We start from the raw sequence: 17,867 nt of genomic DNA on the forward strand, positions 1-17,867 counted from the left end.
CGTTGGCAGAGCAACGCAAAATCAACAATTTTAACACGATGAATCTAAATTACTCACTATGAATTAATTATGAAATTCTTTTTGATTATAAATAGAATTTTTTTTCCTCAGCCGTTTGAAATCAATATTAATTCATTTATCATCACTTAGTTTGCAATAAGTTGGGATGCATTTAACGTAAGGAGTGTGAGTAGCATGCAAAAACCCATTAGAACATTAGTCAGTGCAGCTGTAGTTGCGCTGATGGCGAATGCCGCCCATGCAGGAAGCTTCTCTTTATACACAGAGAGCAACGGAGTATCCGTAGGCAATTTTGGAGCTGGTATTGCAGCTGAAGCTGCCGATGCATCAACTGGTTGGTATAACCCAGCTGGGCTTGCGTTAATTCGCGAGCAACAGATTTCCTTTGGGGGTGTTGGTGTATTCCCAACTGCGAAGATTAGCGGAACAAGTACATTCAGTACAGTTGGTTTGCCTCCCTACATACAATCTTTCAGTAACCTGGATGGTGGTAAAGACGGATTTGTGCCTTCTCTACACTATGCCTTACCACTGGGCGATGCTGCTACCTTTGGTTTGAGCGTCGTTGCACCCTTTGGTCTTAAGACCCTATGGGGAGAGGCCAGCCCAGTACGTTATGCAGCTACCTTAAGCGAATTGAAAACTTTTAATATTTCCCCTGAAATTGGTGGTCGAATTACTGATCATTTTGCACTCGGCGCAGGTATTGATTTTCAATATTCCCAGGTGAAATTCAATCGCATGTTAGGTTCGCCAACCCTGTTGGGATTTTATAGCGCATTTGGTGTTCCTGTAACCCCAAATTATCTGGATTCAGAAAGCTACAATAAGGGTGATTCTTTCGGCGTAGGCTTCCATGCCGGAGCCATGGGGTTGTTCAATGAAGAACACACTCGAATTGGCTTGAATTATCAATCTCAAGTGAGACATAAGTTCCATGGTTTCAGTCGCTTGAATGGTCGTTTGGCTACACCAGGCCTGGATGTTACTGATCCACTATCCGTCTTGTTCGCTGATCCAAATGCCCTGCAACGGGTCGATATTCTATCCAGTAATAACATTGATTTTCCTGATATTGTTACGCTCAGTGCCTATCAGGATGTTAATGAGCGTTTGGCCCTTCTAGGATCTGTGGTATGGACAGGCTGGAGCAGTTTGAATACGATTCAGCTTAACAATGCCGTAGCTTACGCTCCCCCCTCAGCAACGTTTGCTGGTGGGCAAGTACTGGTAAATAGCGTATCTGTTGAAGATTACCGCGATACCTGGCGCTTTGCTTTAGGTGCTAATTATTGGTGGAACGATCAACTGATGTTGCGGGTAGGTGGCGGTTACGACCAAACTCCAACACGTGATGCGTTCAGAAGTATTCGTATTCCTGATGCAAATCGTTGGGCGCTTTCAATTGGTGGCCACTATCAAGTCAGACCTAATATTGGTATTGATGCAGGGTACACGCACTTATTTTCAGCGGATGATCCAAGCATTAATCGCACTGACGCGGTTGGCAGTACCAGCAGTTATACAATAAATGCAATCACTAAAGCCCATGCAGATTTGGTTGGCGCTCAAATCACCTGGATTATTGATCAACCTGTCCCAGTTCCCACGAAGTAATAGCAAAAAAAAAGCCACGCATTGCGTGGCTTTTTTCTTTATCGCTTTAATTTTTAGTCAACGTTGCTTCACCAGGACCATTAACAGTTAACGTGTAACCATTCCCGCTAATTTGCTTAGGGATAATATCGCCTGTATCGACGTGCACAGATACTGTACCAAGATCCACTGGAGAAGCTGTATCTGTAGCCATTTTGATAACAGCAGCGCAACGACCTTCCTTATTGACATGACCATTGCAAGCCAATCTTACGGCTAACCACGATACCTTGCCATCTGCATTGGCTCGAGTAGGATGAGGTGAAGGAACTCCCGCTACGTATGCATTCGATTCGACATTGGTTTTGTTATGGGTAATCAAATAGGCTGGGCTAGCAAAAGTTGCGCTTGCGGCAAAGGCCAAAGCGGCGGCAGCCAAGCTTTTAAACAAATGTTTCATATAAATTCACTCCGTTATTAATAAAAAGTTGGTATAGAGACGTCTATCCTCAATAGCCTTGTTAATTTTACGTCAAAATTCTCTTTTTGAATCGGAGCGTAAATGCATTCCTATTGAGTCAAAACCCTGCGTTACAAGCAACGTAAGACAGGAATCCATTCCAACCGGCAATTACTATAGGTGAATGCCCTGTTAGAGACAAGCCCTAAGCCGTATGGTTCTGTCATTTCATATTTTTTTTCAATATTAGAAGTGTAGGGAGACTAAGGGAGTTCTTATAACTTACTCGTCAAAGCGGCTTAAGAGTAAAGTGCATTAAGCAAATTACTCTTAAGTTGTTAAAGATTGCAAGGACCGATTAGATTTTAAACTTATCTTCAGCCCACTTAAATGATTTCGTCCTTTAAAAATCTTGCGATGTCCTTGGCAAAATAAGAAATGGTGAAATCCGCGCCCGCGCGCTTAATGGCCATAAGGGTTTCCACTATGGCTTGTTTTTCATTTATAAGTCCTTGAGCTGCCCCATGCTTTATTAATGAATACTCTCCACTTATTTGGTAAGCACAAAGAGGAACTTCTTGAAAACGTTGCTTGATGCGAAAAATAATATCCAGATAATTTTGGGCTGGTTTGACCATCAACATGTCCGCTCCTTCTGCCAAATCAAGCGCAGCCTCACGATAGGCTTCATTGGCATTGGCAGGATCCATTTGATAACTTCTGCGATCACCAAATTTAGGGGCCCCTTCTGCAGCTTCCCGAAATGGACCATAGAAACTGGAGCTGTATTTAACCGCATAACTTAAAATGGCGGTGTTGATATGGCCTGCATTGTCCAAAGCTTGTCGAATTGCTGCAACCATGCCATCCGTCATGCTGCTTGGTGCCACCCAGTTGGCTCCTGCTTCGGCATGGCTAACCGCTTGCTTTGCTAATAATTCAAGAGTTTTATCGTTATCGATGCATTCACCATCAAGTATGCCGCAGTGCCCATGATTGGTATATTCACAAAAGCAAACGTCTGTAATGATGTGCATGTCCTTGTTTATTTCACGAATTTTGCCTATAGCTTGCTGAATGATGCCATTGCTATCATAGGAGGCACTGCCCAAATCATCTTTACAAATTGGTATACCAAACAGCAAGACTGAATGAATGCCCAGGTTTGTGAGCTCTTCAATCTCTTGGCCTAAGTCGTTTAAAGACAGCTGAAACTGTCCAGGCATGCTTTTAATTTCACGTTTTTCTTGTAAACGCTCATTGATAAAGAGAGGAGCAATAAATTGCTGCACGTGCAAATGGGTTTCCTGAACCAAGCCTCGTGATACTTCAGTTTGGCGCAACCGTTTCAGGCGTAAGGCTAAGTTGTATGTCATATTCATTCCTTTCGATGAGTATAAAGTAAATCGATGCCACTGCCAGCCACACTGGAGTTGACTTGAATGCTGAAAAATTTATTCAGCAAGTAGGTCAGGGTGACGACATTACTATCGGTTTGGGCCAAGCCGAAATTATAGCTTAGATACAGACGCTTGGAGATGGATTTGCCCACCACGACTGAAGTCCTGTCTGTAAGTTGATTGGTTTTTTTATCGTATTGACTTGTGCTTTCGAGATTCACGTCAACGCCTAGAGCTTGTTTAAGTTGCTCCATTAATTGCGTGCCCTCAGTCCCCTGGTTGAGATTCATGGAGGAAATGGCAGCCAACAGCAATTGTCCCCCTGCCTTATTGGCCTGGTTTGCCGGCCTGCCTAACAGCAGCATGGAAAGAATATCGGCCTGGGACAGATTGCCTGGAGTTGAAAATAATTCAATTTTTGGCGAATTGACGCGGCCGGTGACGGCAATACCTACAGTGACATTATTGCTTAAATTCAGTGTGTCTAAATTGGAAGGGTTAAAGTCAAACAATTGCCCACTCCCGGGGAAATTGGCCGCATTGTTTTTGAATTTACGCACCGCTTTGACTCGCAGGCCAGGATTGGTAAGCATGGGGCCGGTGAATAGTAATTGACCTTCTTCCACAGTTAAATCCTGCCCGTAAGCTTTATATTTGCCATCCTGGATACTAAGTTCACCATTGGCATTGAGAGGTTCATTTGGCAATTGACTTAAATGAACGGCGCCAATCAATCGTCCAGTTAATCCTTTTATACTAATTGCCACGTTCTCACCCATTCCCACTTGAACATCAGTGCTCATGTGCCAGGGATTATCCGGCTTTTTAGCTTCTGAAAATACCACATCTTCTGAAAGGGTCGCTGAGTTGCTGAAAGACTGAGGTTTGATTTCCGCTTTAGGGACGAGAACTTGACCTTTCAAAGACAGAGAATCTGGGCTGAATTCAACAAGTAGTTTAGGGGAAATGGCGATTGAATATTCTTTGGTATTAATCAAATTAAAGCTGTCGCCATCCAGATTGAATGTGCCTGCCAGTCCTTTGTCGTATACTCCTTGGCCCTTAATGGTTAATGCCTGAGAATTCGAACGAATTAGGCCATTACCCTGCCAACGTTTATTACGACTCGTCAACTCAAATTCAATGGAGTTTAAGTCCAGGCCGAAATTAGGTAGTGAAACTCTTCCTTCCTTCAAGCTAAGATTACCCTCAATGTTGGGTTTGGCGAGTGTACCTTTCGCTTTTAATTGTGCCTGCAAACGTCCTTGAGGCTTGGAAATGTCTGGACTTAGATTTTGTAAGAAATTAAGTGAGTTAACTGTTAAACGGAGATTTCCCTGAATTTTTTGTTTATCCGGGATGCTTTCGTTCAGTTTAAAATGTTCCAGGATTAAATTTAAATCCAGTTGTTTGCTGTCATCAATGGTTATGTTACCCAATAATTTCAGCGATTTGGATGACAACACCGCGTTAAGCTTGCCACCATGGAATTCAAGTTTTCTGGATTTCTCATCTTGGGATAATTGATAAGATCCCGGTGAAATACTTAAATTCATTGTTCCTGCTTGAGGATTTTGTAGAGAGGCGTCCAGATTGATGTTGGTATCCAGTCCCGCTAATTCAGGGTGAAGGAATTTAGGCTTGGGAATTGCAGCTTTAATCTGCCACTGGTGGGGGAATTTGCCGAAAATTTCCAGTTTGTTTTCTGCCAATTCAGCCCGGACATTCAGCTGCTGATTACGATAATTCATATCAGTCAGCAATTCATTGCCTGACCAGTCGCCACTAAATTGGCCTACAAATTCGATGTCTTCAAGGGTATTACCAAAAAATTGCGAAGACCATTTAAACTGTTTAAGTTGATTGGGTGGAGCCCCCAATGAGCCTGCTTGCGCTTTAACACTTCCTATTAGACTGGGTGAGGCTGATCCATTGTAGTTGCTATGAAAATCAAGATGACCTTCGGGAAAATCAATGGTCCCGTGACCATTAAAACCCTGCGCATTGCTATCTAGCTGAGCTGCAATGGTTGATTTCAAAGGAGAGCTGGTTTGAGCTTCAAATGTCATTTTGAGATCAGGAAAGAGCCCATCAATATTGAGATGACCATTTTCACTGGCTAACTTAACTCCGCCAATAGGTGCATTTAAGTTTTGCCATTGAAGTTGACTATGAACTTCCTTGCCATTTTTAATGATGCCATTGAAGGTCAAAGAACCTGGTTGCATGAGCTGACCTTGCCAATGATACAGGAAGAAATCACCACTTACGTTCAGATTACCTTGGAGCAAGGGTTTTTTGCCCGATGGATTGTTGAATTTAAAACTGGCGTGGAGCTGATGAGGGAACACAGGTTCTGCATTTATTTCGGAGGCAAGATGAATCGATTGATAATCGAAAATCAAATGATTCACGAGCCATTGTTGATTGTTCAGTTGGGCTTGCAATGAGAAATGTTCAAATTGATGGTTGCTTGCGCCATGGATGTATTTTATTTTAGCAATGGAGACTTGCTGCAACAGCAGCTCAAAGGGAAGGTGGGGGAATTTAAGTGGAGTGGTTTTTTTGCTTTCATCCTCTGTTGTTCTGGTTTCAAATTGAATTTCATCCGCTGTGATGGACTTAACGAGCAGTTGATGATGCAATAAAGCGGTAATGCCCCAACTTAAGCTCGCATTGCGAAGATTCAAGTTCATGGTTTTGTCATGATAACTCAGTCGGTCAAAGCTTATTTTGCTCAATAAACTGCCATGGATATTTTCTACCTCCAGTGTTCCAGGCACGCAATAACCAGCGACTTTAAACAGCAGAACCAAGCCTGGGTTAGTACTAATCAACAAGCCGATAACTGCAGTCATCAGAATAAAAATAATGAGCAGTTTGCGAAGTAACAATTTGGCTATTTGCTTCAGTTTAAGCATCTACAAATCAGGCCCCATATTAATGACCAGCTTTGGTTTTTTATCATTGCGATTGAAACGATCGTCTAAGGCTTGAGCCACACCGATTTTAATGGGACCCACCGGAGAGACCCACATCAAACCAATACCCGCATCGTTTTTTAAATTTCTCGATATTGGCATGTAAACGTCGCCACTGTCAAAAAATGTGACAAAATACCAATTTTTAACGGTTTCTTTTTGAATTTCAAATCCATTGTAAGTCAGGATTTTTCCGGGGCCTAATGAGTTGTAACTGTAAGCCTTAAGATTATCAGAGCCACCCAGTAAAAAAGCCAGCGAGAGAGGCATTTGATTGACATCATGTATGGCTGTTATTCCCTGTATCGAGTGGAAGTAGAATCGAGTTCTTATCGCTTCCACGGTTAAGGCGGCTTTGAAGTTTGCTGCAATTTGCCCAAAATTAACCTCTGATAATATGGCTTTACTGGCTCCAAGGCCTGTGAGGGTTAAAGCATAACCTGTGGGGGTGAATAATTTGTTTTCAGCATTCGTCCAGGTGAAAGTCATCTTGGGGAAAAGGGTGTCTTTTTCTTCCTTGGGGGTGGCAACATAGTTAAAGCGTTCAAATAAACCATTCAAAGACAAGGTTCTCTGAAATCTTGGCGTGGTGTGTTGTTGTGCTCCAGACAGCAAGAACGAGCTGCTTGAGCCGCTGTCATAATTAAGATGGGCAAGATTTCCAGAGATTGAATATTGATCCGTGATGGGATTGGTTCCTGGTATTACATATTGGCCCTGAATTCCATTCTCTTTAAAGGAGCCTAATGCGATGGCATTGAATTTATGTCCCGCGCGATTGACAGGGATAACATGATAGCCAAGCCTGCCACGCAAGCCAGTGTCGGTACCAAAGCCCACACCCAGTGAATAATTATTTCTTGGGGCTGGTTGCAGATGTACGTCAACAGGGATATATCGTTCACTATCCAGCTCAGGCTTAATCGAAACGTTGCTGAAATACCCGCTTGCAGACAATTGATTGTTTAGCGTTAAAATCTGGTCGGTGGAATAAGGCTGGCCATATTGAAAAGGAATGTAGCGCCGCAACAGTTCCGGCGAGATGTAAGTCGGATCAAATTTAACCTGACCAAAGTAAAATTGTTGTCCTGTATTTAAAATCAAGCTGATGTAAGCAGTATTATCCTCAGCCTGAATTAGAATCTCGGCTTTTTCAAAATTAGCCCGCAAAAATCCTTGATGTTCTGCTGCATTTAGTAAACTTTGCTTTAAATCCTCGTATTTAATGGTATTTAAAGGGTCTCCCTTTTTAATAGGAAGAGGTTGGAGGACTTTTTTAATGGAATAATTATCAGAACCTTCCCCTTTTATTTCTACTCTGATGCCGCTGATGTGAATTTGAGGACCTGGGTTAATGGTAATTTTTAAAGGGTTGCTGCCCGAGACATCTATGTCTGGCTTGAAATAACCATAGGGCTGCATGGCTTTGGCCACTTGGGTTTTTAATTCTTCTTTCGACTGAGTACTGAGTTGTTTTTCATTGGCCAACTCTTTGAGGCGTTCTTCGATATTATGAACAACCACATCCTCTACCCCCGAAATTTTAAAATTGGGTTCTGATGCAGCTGCCACACAGAGAGGCAAAACAATTAATGCAATGAAGAGTCGTAATTTATTGTTCATATCGTAAAAAATCGATGCATCGGTCTGTCTCCTTTTAAATTGAAGCTTGTTCCATTTCCAGCTGCTTTAATCGATAAACAACATTTAAAGCTTCCCGAGCTGATAAATTATCCGGATCAATTTTGGCTAATTCAATCAGTAAAGCTGATTCTGTGGTATTTCCTATCCCTGACTCAAGTGTTTCTAAGGGAGCTTGCATAACATTTAATTGTTGCCTTGCAATTTCCAGCACCGTTTTAGGAATTCCTGCCAGCTCTGCGACTTCAAGACCATAACTGCGGCTGGCAGCCCCATCTTCCACTCGATATAGAAACACGATGCGGCCACTTGCGATGGTGGCTTTCAAGTGAATATTTTTAATGCAAGAAAAGGTTTGAGTCAAAGTGGTTAATTCAAAATAATGGGTGGAGAATAACGAATAAGCTTTCACAGTACTTGCAAGATAGGCACAAGTAGCATAAGCCAAAGCCATACCATCGTAAGTGCTTGTGCCACGGCCAATCTCATCGATTAATACCAGGCTTTTATCAGTAGCCTGGCGTAAAATATGCGCTGTTTCCGTCATTTCTACCATAAATGTTGAACGGCCTGAGGCTAAATCATCACTGGCCCCAATACGTGTAAAAATCTGATCAATTGGACCTATTCGCGCTTGTGAAGCAGGGACATAGCTGCCTAAATGGGCTAAAAGGACAATGAGAGCCGTTTGCCGCATATAGGTTGATTTACCTCCCATATTCGGCCCGGTGATTAATAACATATTTTGCGCTTGGTTTAACTGAAGATCATTGGCAATAAATTGTTCCTGTAAAACTTGTTCTACGACGGGATGGCGCCCTTGATTAATATGAATCCCCGGTTCTGAAATCAACTGAGGTCGAGTCCAGTTTAAGGATTGGGCTCGTTCCGCAAAGCTCACTAACACGTCAATTTCTGCCAGTGCCTGCGCCATTTGTGTCAGAGTTGTAATGTATTGACCCACTTCTTCTAGCAGTTTCTCATAAAGCCATTTTTCCCGTGCTAAAGCTTTCACTTGCGCTGACAATACCTTTTCTTCAAACAATTTTAATTCCGGTGTGATGTAACGCTCGACGTTTTTCAAGGTTTGTTTGCGCTGGTAAGAGGCGGGTACTTTCTCAGCCTGTCCACGTGAAACCTCAATGTAGTAACCCTGAACGCGGTTGTAGCCGAATTTCAATGATGAAAGCCCTAAGCGTTGCTTTTCAAGCGCTTCTAACTCAAGCAATTTATCCGTAGCATGGTCATTTAAAGCTCTTAATTCATCCAGTTCCTCATCAAAACCCAAAGCAATCACACCTCCATCACGTATGAGCATTGGGGGATTATCAACAATGGCGCTCGCCAGTAACTCCTGTAATTCTGGTTGAGGTGCAAGGCGTGTCGACAAACTCCTCAGAAGGGGGGCGTTGTTGTTTTGTAATTCCTTATTAAGCTCAGGCAGCAACGTTAAGGTGTCGCGTAGTTGCAACAAATCTCGTGGTCTTGCCGACTTTAATGCGACGCGTGAAGCAATTCTTTCAACATCGGCAATTCGCCTGAGTAGAGCATGGAGAGCGGCCAATTGGTTCTTTTGCAAAATCTCAGCTACCACTTCTTGTCTTTTTTGAATCAGTCTGCGATCCCTAAGTGGTTTCCCAAGCCAGCGCCTTAAAAGCCGGCCTCCCATCGCACAAGCTGTGCTGTCCAGAATGGCAATGAGACTGTTCTCTTTGCCTCCTTGAACATTTTCAAACAATTCCAGATGCTTTTGCGTGGACGCATCGAGCTGTAAATAATCCTGACTTTGCTCTAAAGTAAGCTGTGTTAGATGCGGGAGAGACTGTCGTTGTGTCGTTTGTAAATAACCGAGCAGACATCCAGCTGCACGAAAAGCCTGGCTATATTGTTTTTCTCCAAGACCTTCCAGGTGAGTTACAGAGAATTGCTCACAAAGCAGCTGTCTCGCCCTTTGCGTTTCAAACTCCCAATTTGCACGTATTTTTATGGTGTACTGGGTGCTTAATTGATTGGGAAGAACAGAATCGGCTACCAAAATTTCTGCCGGACTTAAGCGACTAAGTTCGGCATACAATTCAGCATCATCCTTAAGCTCCAGCAAATGGAAGCGCCCGGCACTCAAATCCACCCAGGCCAAGCCATAGTTCCCGGGCGCCTTGTGAATGGCAAGCAAAATATTGTCTTTGCGGGCATCGAGCAAAGCTTCATCTGTAACTGTTCCTGGTGTAATGATGCGAGTGACCTGACGCTCTACCGGCCCTTTGCTTAAGGCTGGGTCGCCTGTCTGCTCACAAATGGCGACAGACTCGCCAAGTTTTAGAAGGCGGGCTAAGTAATTTTCCACGGCATGATAAGGCACTCCTGCCATAGGGATTGGTTTATCGGCAGATTGTCCGCGATGGGTAAGAGTCAAATCCAAGAGTTGGGCTGCCTTTTTGGCATCCTCATAAAATAACTCATAAAAATCACCCATCCGATAAAACAAAAGCATATCAGGGTATTCGGATTTGATGCCTAAATATTGTTGCATCATTGGAGTATGAGTTACAGACATGATGGAGTTACAAACCGACAATTATTTTGGAATTTTAACAAAGGAGCCGCCTTAAGTCAGTAAACGAAACCCCTTCGGTTGTTTTCAACAGCACAACAAAGCGCTCGGCCATGCAAGAAAATTTCTCTAAAGAGGAATGCTCTTGCTTAATCAATTCCCGATGTGGTTGAAAAACGAGCTAATAATTACTTAATCTTCTTTCGTTATAATCATTGCTCTGTCGTATAGATAAAATCTCTATGGGCCGCTCAATTACTCATTTTAATGGTCAAGCTGTTGTTATTGGATGTTCTCATTTCCATAGTTTTTGCAGTACAAAGCATTTACATGATGATGAGGAAAATTTTTATACCATTGACGCAAACGGTTCACAAAACCCGGATTTTGAATTCAATATCACTCATCTTTTGCCGGAACCATTTAAAAACCGGTTTAAACTTACTCTTCTGGAATGCATTGATTTCACCGCATATAACGACTATCCCCAACAAAGGCGAGATGCAGGAGTCAGGGGGTTTCAGAACACTTGGGATATGACCGCTGAGGATGGGTTTATAGTAATTGTCGGTTGTCCGAGGTATCTGGAATATCGAAGGCAATTATCCCTTCGCAATCTTAAATATTTTGAGCTTGACTCAAAGGCGGAATGCATTTTAATTCCTAAAAATCAGAATCTTTCTTTTCAAGAAGTTCAACAGCAAATGGCAAAGCTTGAGCCCTCTCTTAAAAAGACCATTGATGCAGCCAAAACCTATGGAAATGCCACAGCAAATAACGAGTTGGGTTTTTGTATGCTTGATTATCACAGCCTGCCTAGTATCTTTAGATCTTCTGCAGAAAGAATTCGAGCTGGAAATACCCAAAACCAGGAAAAAATTGCTTCAGTAAGCTCAGCGAAAGAGGCAGAAAAAATTTTAGCCTTTCAGAAAATTTATCTTGCTTTATACGACGGGCAAAGTTCATTTTTTAAAAGAAAAAGCCCCTTACTCTGCAAACCGGATCTTTCAATTGCCGATATAACGGCCTATATAAAACTGCATCCAAATGGTAGAAGCGCTATGGCTTGGGCTCTTGCCCGAAATTCAGGGGATGTCAATTCTTCTAATGAAAATTTATTCCGAGCTATACATAATTATTCTTTCCGGCACAGCAGTAGTTTTTTTGGAATTTTTAAACAAACAAAGAATTTTCCTGATTCTCACTATCAAAATATTGCAGCAAAAATAGCTCATGCTCCTGCACATTCGCGTACTGGCAAAATTCGTGATCAACTGGATGAATCCTTGCGTCGTTGAATATTATTAGCTGATGCGATTGAGTTGCTTAAGGAGCAAGCATAAGTTCACGGATTTTACACAGACGGTTCGAGTTCGGCTACTTCTAAGGTTTTAATATGAGCGCTTCTTCAATAATTATCTTGTATACAATTGAATTTAACTGAACCTCTACGCTTATGCTCATCTCATCCTGAGTGTAAAAATTATGCCAATGAATGTTTGAGGGAGCAATTTCAATTGAAAAATCGAGGTTTTGCAAATTGGATACGGCATTCCGCAGGGCTTGAACCTCTCTTTCGGTTCCGCTCAGCAGGATATCTCCGTTCTCGTCTCTTTGCTCTTTCTCACCACCTATGAAACTCAACTCATCCAAATGCAAGATGGCATCATCTTCAAAGTCTAAAGCATCTTGTGCATGGTAAAAAAAGGTATTTAGAATGTCTTCACCTGTAGGCTGTTGTGCAGCATGTTGAAATCCAGACCAATGCCAAAGGCCGCAAAAGCGAATCAAATCATCCCCTTCACGGAAACAACCTCTCATTGCAATAGCAATGCAAGTGCTAACCCCGTGCGTCTTTAAGAGAGTGTTTTTTACAGTGAACGAATGAGCATCCATATCTACGAGGTACTCTGAAATTTTTGGTTTTCTTAATCTAAACATGCTGTGCAACTTCAATAGCCGAATGATTGCTAAATGTATCATGTGTGGCAAAAATGGACAACAAGGATTTTTTTAATCCATTCGATCATGAGGTAATTCAAACGGATATTTACTGTGTGAGGGAGTAAATTTTTTTCATAAGAGCGCTTGATTAGTGATTAAGTTTAGGTAAATTGCCTAAGGACATAATCCAGGCTGCCTAAGAAAGATATCAAAGTTTATTTGCAGCAAATCTTGCGTAAGTTCTTCACTTAAGAGAAATTTTTGCTAGACTATGGAAGGGACTAATAAAAACCTATGATCAACTACGGAGAAATGATTATGAAACGTATAGCTCTTTTGGCTGTAACCGCCGCACTGGCAGTATTAATCTCTGCTTGTGGCAACCAATCAGAAAAAAAAGCTGAAAATGGCGCTGCAACTACTACAGAGCAAACTCAAGGCCAAAATACAGGTACTACCGATAACACGAACAAAACAAATCAATAATATATAGTTCCTGTTAAAACCCCGCCTATGCGGGGTTTTTTATATGAGAGAAGAATGAGCAATCTCAACCAGTTAGTTGATAAAGTGACGAATGAACTTCGTAGCAGGCATTTACAAATTGCTACCGCAGAATCCTGCACGGGCGGTTTAATTGCCGGGTTACTTACGGAGCTTCCAGGAAGTTCAAACTGGTTTGAGCGGGGATTTGTGACTTACAGCAATTTGGCTAAGGAAGAAATGCTGGGTATTAAATCCGAACTGATTCAGCGTCATGGAGCGGTAAGTGAGCAGGTTGCTGAGGCGATGGCTTTAGGAGCGCTTCAATACAGCGCAGCCGATCTTTCTTTAGCGGTTACAGGAATTGCTGGGCCTGATGGAGGCAGTAGCGAAAAACCTGTTGGCACAGTTTGTTTTGCCTGGGCTATGCGGGATTTTCCTGTAATAACCCTGCGATGCCATTTTTCTGAACCATCAAGGCAAAAGATTCGGGAAAAAGCTTGCATCCGAGCTTTAGAAGGCATCATTTCTGTTCTAAAATAATAGGTTAAATAATTATATCCCAAACCATTTATTCTATGGCTTGTCGAATGTTATCGATGGACCTGATTTAGCCCTGGAAAGCCAGTTTGCTGCCGACTCATATCTGTGTGATAATTTCGGCTTTGCACAAAAGTCGGGTGAAATAATGGAAGACAATAAACAAAAAGCTCTAAGTGCGGCTCTCGCTCAAATTGAACGCCAATTTGGTAAAGGTTCTGTCATGCGCATGGGTGATAACCAAGCAGTGCGCGACATTGAAGCCATTTCTACCGGATCCTTGGGGCTTGATATTGCCTTAGGTATTGGCGGACTACCCAGAGGCCGAATTGTCGAAATTTATGGTCCTGAATCTTCAGGAAAAACTACGCTTACCCTGCAAGTGATTGCGGAATGCCAGAAAAAAGGCGGCACGGCTGCTTTCGTTGATGCTGAGCATGCCTTAGATCCCAGTTACGCGGCCAAATTAGGCGTGAATGTGGATGAGTTATTGGTTTCTCAACCCGATACTGGTGAACAGGCGCTGGAAATTACCGATATGCTGGTTCGTTCGGCTGCAGTTGATGTGATCATTGTCGACTCAGTGGCGGCACTAACGCCCAAGGCTGAAATTGAAGGGGAAATGGGCGATGCTCATGTGGGCTTACAAGCGAGATTGATGTCGCAGGCATTGCGCAAATTAACCGCTAATATTAAACGTTCCAACACTTTGGTTATCTTTATTAACCAAATCCGTATGAAAATTGGCGTGATGTTTGGTAACCCTGAAACCACTACGGGTGGTAATGCTCTTAAATTCTATGCTTCCGTGCGCCTGGATATTCGACGTGTGGGCTCCATTAAAAAGGGTGATGAAATCTTGGGCAGTGAAACCCGAGTGAAAGTGGTTAAAAACAAAGTGGCGCCACCGTTTAAGACGACAGATTTTGATATTCTTTATAATGAAGGTATTTCGCGCGAAAGCGAGATTATTAACCTTGGGGCTCAACTGGGTCTAATTGAAAAATCAGGTGCCTGGTACAGTTATAAACAGGAAAAAATTGGCCAGGGGAAAGACAACGTTCGTCTATACCTCAAAGAAAACCCTCAAGTGGCCCAAGTATTGGAACAACAAATCAGAGCGGAGTTGCTGGTTAAAAAATTACCAGTAAATGCTGAGGCGGAAGAGACACTTGAGAGCGTGGATGAATAAAGCTTTGGACTGTGCCGTGCGCCTGCTGGCCAGGCGCGAGCATGGTGCTCGAGAATTGGCTGAAAAATTAGCTCAAAAGGGCTATAACTCATCTGATATTGATGAAGCCATTGCTCGATGCCAGAGCCTCGGTTTGCAAAGTGATGTCCGTTTCGCTGAATCACGATGCCGATTGCGTATTCGCCAAGGTTGTGGTCCTTTAAAAATCATTCAGGAATTGCAAAACAAGCACATTTCTCGTGAGTTGATTGATGAAATTCTTAAGGAAGAACACGAGAATTGGCGTGATTATGCACAAGCTGTATGGGATAAGAAATTTAAACAGCTCAGCAAACCATCGTTCGCGGAATTACAAAAGGCACAGCGCTTTTTGTCTTACCGCGGCTTTCCTGCTGATATCATTGCTAAAATTGTATTTCCTTATTCGAATTAACCCAAAGCTATAATTAATTATGAATTATAAAAGCATGAACAGTTCAGAAATCAGAAAGGCGTTTATCAATTATTTTGCCGAAAGAGGCCATCAAGTGGTGGAGTCGAGTTCTTTGGTTCCAGCAAATGACCCCACTTTATTATTTACCAATGCAGGAATGGTACAATTTAAAGATACTTTTCTGGGGTTGGAAAAACGCCCTTACAGCCGCGCGGTCAGCTCGCAGCGTTGTGTGCGAGCTGGTGGTAAACATAATGACCTTGAAAATGTAGGTTATACAGCCAGACATCATACGTTCTTTGAAATGCTCGGCAATTTCAGTTTTGGCGATTATTTCAAGCGCGATGCGATTCAATACGCCTGGGAATTTTTAACCAAGGTGTTGAAACTCCCGGAAGAACGCTTGTGGGTAACCGTCTATAAAGACGACGATGAAGCCGCCGATATTTGGCTAAAAGAAATAGCTGTATCGCCAGAGCGATTTTCTCGTTGCGGTGAAAAAGACAATTTTTGGTCGATGGGTGATACAGGTCCTTGCGGCCCATGCACTGAAATTTTCTACGACCATGGTCCTGATATTGCTGGCGGTCCTCCGGGAAGCCCGGATGCCGATGGGGATCGCTACATTGAAATTTGGAACCTGGTATTCATGCAATTCAATCGCGGCAAGGAAGGGCATTTGCACCCCTTGCCCAAACCTTCAGTAGACACCGGGATGGGACTTGAGCGCATTGCTGCAGTGGTGCAAGGCGTCCATAGCAACTATGAAATAGACAGTTTCCAGCATTTAATCAAAGCCATTTGCCAGTTGGCTCCAGGGGTCGACGCCGATAACCCCTCATTAAAAGTAATTGCGGATCATATTCGTGCTTGCTCTTTTCTGATTGCAGACGGTGTCATGCCCGGTAATGAGGGCCGAGGTTATGTCCTTCGTCGAATCATACGTCGCGCGGTGCGTCACGGGCATAAATTGGGTTTGCCAAGCCCCTTCTTCTACAAATTAGTAAAACCTCTCATTGAGGTGATGGGTGATGCCTATCCAGAGCTGATTAGCAACCGTACGCAATTAGAACGTGTTTTAACGTTAGAGGAAAATCAATTTGCCCGCACCCTGGATCAAGGTTTGCGTCTATTGCAAGAGCAAATTCAGCAATTAAAGACTAGGGAAATTCCAGGAGATGTGGCTTTCAAGTTATATGACACTTATGGATTCCCAGTGGATTTAACCGCTGATATAGCAAGAGAGCAACATTTATCCATTGATATGGACGGCTTTAATCAGTGCATGCAACAACAACGGCAATTATCCCAAGCTGCAAGTCAGTTCAACACAGATTACTCGAGCACAACGCAATTGGCAGAATCTACTGTTTTTCATGGTTATGAAAAAATAGCTCTGGATTCCAGGATCATTGCGATTCTTCGCGATGGGGAAAAAGTTAATCACCTGTCTGAAGGTTCAAATGCCGCCATCATTCTTGAAAACACTCCATTTTACGCTGAGAGTGGGGGGCAGGTTGGCGACAGAGGCCAGTTGACTGGAGGCAATGCGGTTTTTCAAGTAGAAGATACACAACGCATTGGCGAGGCTATTGTCCATCATGGAAAACTCTGTAAAGGGGAGCTCAAACCTCAGCAAAACATTCGCGCTGAAGTCGATGCTTCTCGCCGCCAAGCTATTCGCCTAAATCATACCGCTACCCATCTCTTGCATGCTGCGCTTAAAGCCATTGTCGGTCCTCACGTGCAGCAGAAGGGCTCCCTGGTGGATGCGGAAAGGGCCAGGTTTGATTTTTCTCATTTTGAGGCACTCACAGCCCAACAATTAAGGGAAATAGAAGCCCTGGTAAATGGACAAGTTCGAGCTAATGAAGAAGTAGTAACGGAAGTGATGGACATTGATTCAGCCAAAAAAAGCGGGGCTGTCGCTCTTTTTGGTGAAAAATACAGTGATTCAGTGCGGGTGCTTTCAATGGGTGGTTTCTCAAAAGAGTTATGTGGCGGCACCCATGCCGCAAGGACTGGGGATATTGGTCTATTTAAGATTCTCGCGGAGTATGGGATTGCCAGTGGTATAAGACGCATTGAATTGGTAACCGGTCAATATGCGCTCGATTGGGTTAATCAACAAATCGATGAATTAAATAGCATTGCTGCAAAATTAAAAACCTCTACGGTAAATGTGACTGAAAAATTGTCACAATTTTTGCATGATGCTAAGCAGCAGGAAAAAGAATTGGCGCGTTTACAGGATAAATTAACTGCAAAATCCAGTGCTGATCTGCTTTCAGATGTACAGAGGCTAAATGGTGTTAACTTGCTCATTAAGCAGTTTGAGAATAGGGACAGTCAAACGCTGAGAACAACGTTGGATCAGCTGAAATCCAGTCTGGATAATGCCGTTATCGTGTTGATTGCTGTTGATCAAGATAAGATGAATGTTGTTGTTGGTGTGAGCAAAAGCCTTCTAGGCCGGGTACCGACAGCTGCCGATTTGGTTAGACATTTGTGCGGCAAAGGAGGCGGCAGGGAAGATATGGCTCAAGGTGGGGGACGTGTTCCGCAAGATCTTGAGGAAAAGATTTCACAGATTCAGACCATGATCGTTGAGCACGCGGTTTAATA

The 17,867-nt window shown here is 43.0% G+C and carries 13 protein-coding genes; 7 read left to right on the forward strand and 6 right to left on the reverse strand.

The window, feature by feature from the left end; all coding sequences use genetic code 11:
* The first annotated feature begins 195 nt into the window (after positions 1-195).
* Positions 196-1,638: an OmpP1/FadL family transporter gene (locus EL203_RS04180; protein ID WP_058470372.1), complete on the forward strand. Its 1,443-nt coding sequence runs from the start codon at positions 196-198 to the stop codon at positions 1,636-1,638.
* 46 nt (positions 1,639-1,684) lie between these two features.
* Here the strand turns inward: EL203_RS04180 and EL203_RS04185 are convergent, their stop codons facing one another.
* The 5 genes from EL203_RS04185 to mutS all read right to left on the reverse strand — a co-directional run bounded on the left by EL203_RS04185 (position 1,685) and on the right by mutS (position 10,653).
* Positions 1,685-2,077, reverse strand: coding sequence for a hypothetical protein (locus tag EL203_RS04185; protein ID WP_058470371.1), 393 nt, complete (start codon positions 2,075-2,077; stop codon positions 1,685-1,687).
* A gap of 386 nt (positions 2,078-2,463) precedes the next feature.
* Positions 2,464-3,453: a porphobilinogen synthase gene (gene hemB, locus EL203_RS04190; RefSeq protein WP_058470370.1), complete on the reverse strand. Its 990-nt coding sequence runs from the start codon at positions 3,451-3,453 to the stop codon at positions 2,464-2,466.
* 2 nt (positions 3,454-3,455) lie between these two features.
* Complete coding sequence (locus EL203_RS04195) at positions 3,456-6,398, reverse strand: translocation/assembly module TamB domain-containing protein (RefSeq protein ID WP_058470369.1); 2,943 nt, start codon at positions 6,396-6,398, stop codon at positions 3,456-3,458.
* The gene (locus EL203_RS04200; RefSeq protein WP_058470368.1) at positions 6,399-8,081 is read right to left on the reverse strand and encodes an autotransporter assembly complex protein TamA; all 1,683 of its coding nucleotides are present in this window, start codon (positions 8,079-8,081) and stop codon (positions 6,399-6,401) included.
* A gap of 34 nt (positions 8,082-8,115) precedes the next feature.
* A complete protein-coding gene (gene mutS / locus EL203_RS04205) occupies positions 8,116-10,653 on the reverse strand; it encodes a DNA mismatch repair protein MutS (protein ID WP_058470367.1) in 2,538 nt (845 codons plus the stop codon).
* 239 nt (positions 10,654-10,892) lie between these two features.
* Here mutS and EL203_RS04210 point away from each other — a divergent pair, with 239 nt between their 5' ends.
* Positions 10,893-11,948 carry a hypothetical protein gene (locus EL203_RS04210; RefSeq protein WP_058470366.1) on the forward strand — a complete coding sequence of 352 codons (1,056 nt, stop codon included), beginning with the start codon at positions 10,893-10,895 and terminating at the stop codon, positions 11,946-11,948.
* 85 nt (positions 11,949-12,033) lie between these two features.
* On the opposite strand, the gene EL203_RS04215 is transcribed toward EL203_RS04210, so the two are convergent.
* Positions 12,034-12,591, reverse strand: a complete 558-nt coding sequence (locus tag EL203_RS04215) for a hypothetical protein (protein ID WP_126320092.1) — start codon at positions 12,589-12,591, stop codon at positions 12,034-12,036.
* 321 nt (positions 12,592-12,912) lie between these two features.
* Here EL203_RS04215 and EL203_RS14295 point away from each other — a divergent pair, with 321 nt between their 5' ends.
* The 5 genes from EL203_RS14295 to alaS all read left to right on the forward strand — a co-directional run bounded on the left by EL203_RS14295 (position 12,913) and on the right by alaS (position 17,865).
* Positions 12,913-13,080, forward strand: a complete 168-nt coding sequence (locus EL203_RS14295; RefSeq protein WP_156413820.1) for a hypothetical protein — start codon at positions 12,913-12,915, stop codon at positions 13,078-13,080.
* A 54-nt stretch (positions 13,081-13,134) separates the two neighbouring features.
* On the forward strand, positions 13,135-13,620 hold the full coding sequence (locus tag EL203_RS04220; protein ID WP_058470363.1) for a CinA family protein: 486 nt from the start codon (positions 13,135-13,137) through the stop codon (positions 13,618-13,620).
* 145 nt (positions 13,621-13,765) lie between these two features.
* A complete protein-coding gene (gene recA, locus EL203_RS04225; protein ID WP_058472162.1) occupies positions 13,766-14,809 on the forward strand; it encodes a recombinase RecA in 1,044 nt (347 codons plus the stop codon).
* Positions 14,802-15,242, forward strand: coding sequence for a recombination regulator RecX (recX, locus tag EL203_RS04230; protein ID WP_058470362.1), 441 nt, complete (start codon positions 14,802-14,804; stop codon positions 15,240-15,242). The genes recA and recX overlap by 8 nt, the downstream gene beginning before the upstream one ends.
* A gap of 34 nt (positions 15,243-15,276) precedes the next feature.
* A complete protein-coding gene (gene alaS, locus EL203_RS04235) occupies positions 15,277-17,865 on the forward strand; it encodes an alanine--tRNA ligase (protein ID WP_058472161.1) in 2,589 nt (862 codons plus the stop codon).
* Positions 17,866-17,867: the final 2 nt, after the last annotated feature.

The sequence above is a fragment of the Legionella jordanis genome, assembly GCF_900637635.1.
GTDB classification, from domain to species: Bacteria; Pseudomonadota; Gammaproteobacteria; order Legionellales; family Legionellaceae; genus Tatlockia; species Tatlockia jordanis.

Coding starts and splice junctions, on each gene's coding strand:
- recX (WP_058470362.1), top strand. CDS start 14,802: ATGAATAAAGCTTTGGACTGTGCCGTGCGCCTGCTGGCCAGGCGCGAG.
- EL203_RS04200 (WP_058470368.1), bottom strand. CDS start 8,081: ATGAACAATAAATTACGACTCTTCATTGCATTAATTGTTTTGCCTCTC.
- EL203_RS04220 (WP_058470363.1), top strand. CDS start 13,135: ATGAGCAATCTCAACCAGTTAGTTGATAAAGTGACGAATGAACTTCGT.
- EL203_RS04195 (WP_058470369.1), bottom strand. CDS start 6,398: ATGCTTAAACTGAAGCAAATAGCCAAATTGTTACTTCGCAAACTGCTC.
- EL203_RS14295 (WP_156413820.1), top strand. CDS start 12,913: ATGAAACGTATAGCTCTTTTGGCTGTAACCGCCGCACTGGCAGTATTA.
- hemB (WP_058470370.1), bottom strand. CDS start 3,453: ATGACATACAACTTAGCCTTACGCCTGAAACGGTTGCGCCAAACTGAA.
- EL203_RS04180 (WP_058470372.1), top strand. CDS start 196: ATGCAAAAACCCATTAGAACATTAGTCAGTGCAGCTGTAGTTGCGCTG.
- alaS (WP_058472161.1), top strand. CDS start 15,277: ATGAACAGTTCAGAAATCAGAAAGGCGTTTATCAATTATTTTGCCGAA.
- EL203_RS04210 (WP_058470366.1), top strand. CDS start 10,893: ATGGGCCGCTCAATTACTCATTTTAATGGTCAAGCTGTTGTTATTGGA.
- mutS (WP_058470367.1), bottom strand. CDS start 10,653: ATGTCTGTAACTCATACTCCAATGATGCAACAATATTTAGGCATCAAA.
- EL203_RS04215 (WP_126320092.1), bottom strand. CDS start 12,591: ATGTTTAGATTAAGAAAACCAAAAATTTCAGAGTACCTCGTAGATATG.
- recA (WP_058472162.1), top strand. CDS start 13,766: ATGGAAGACAATAAACAAAAAGCTCTAAGTGCGGCTCTCGCTCAAATT.
- EL203_RS04185 (WP_058470371.1), bottom strand. CDS start 2,077: ATGAAACATTTGTTTAAAAGCTTGGCTGCCGCCGCTTTGGCCTTTGCC.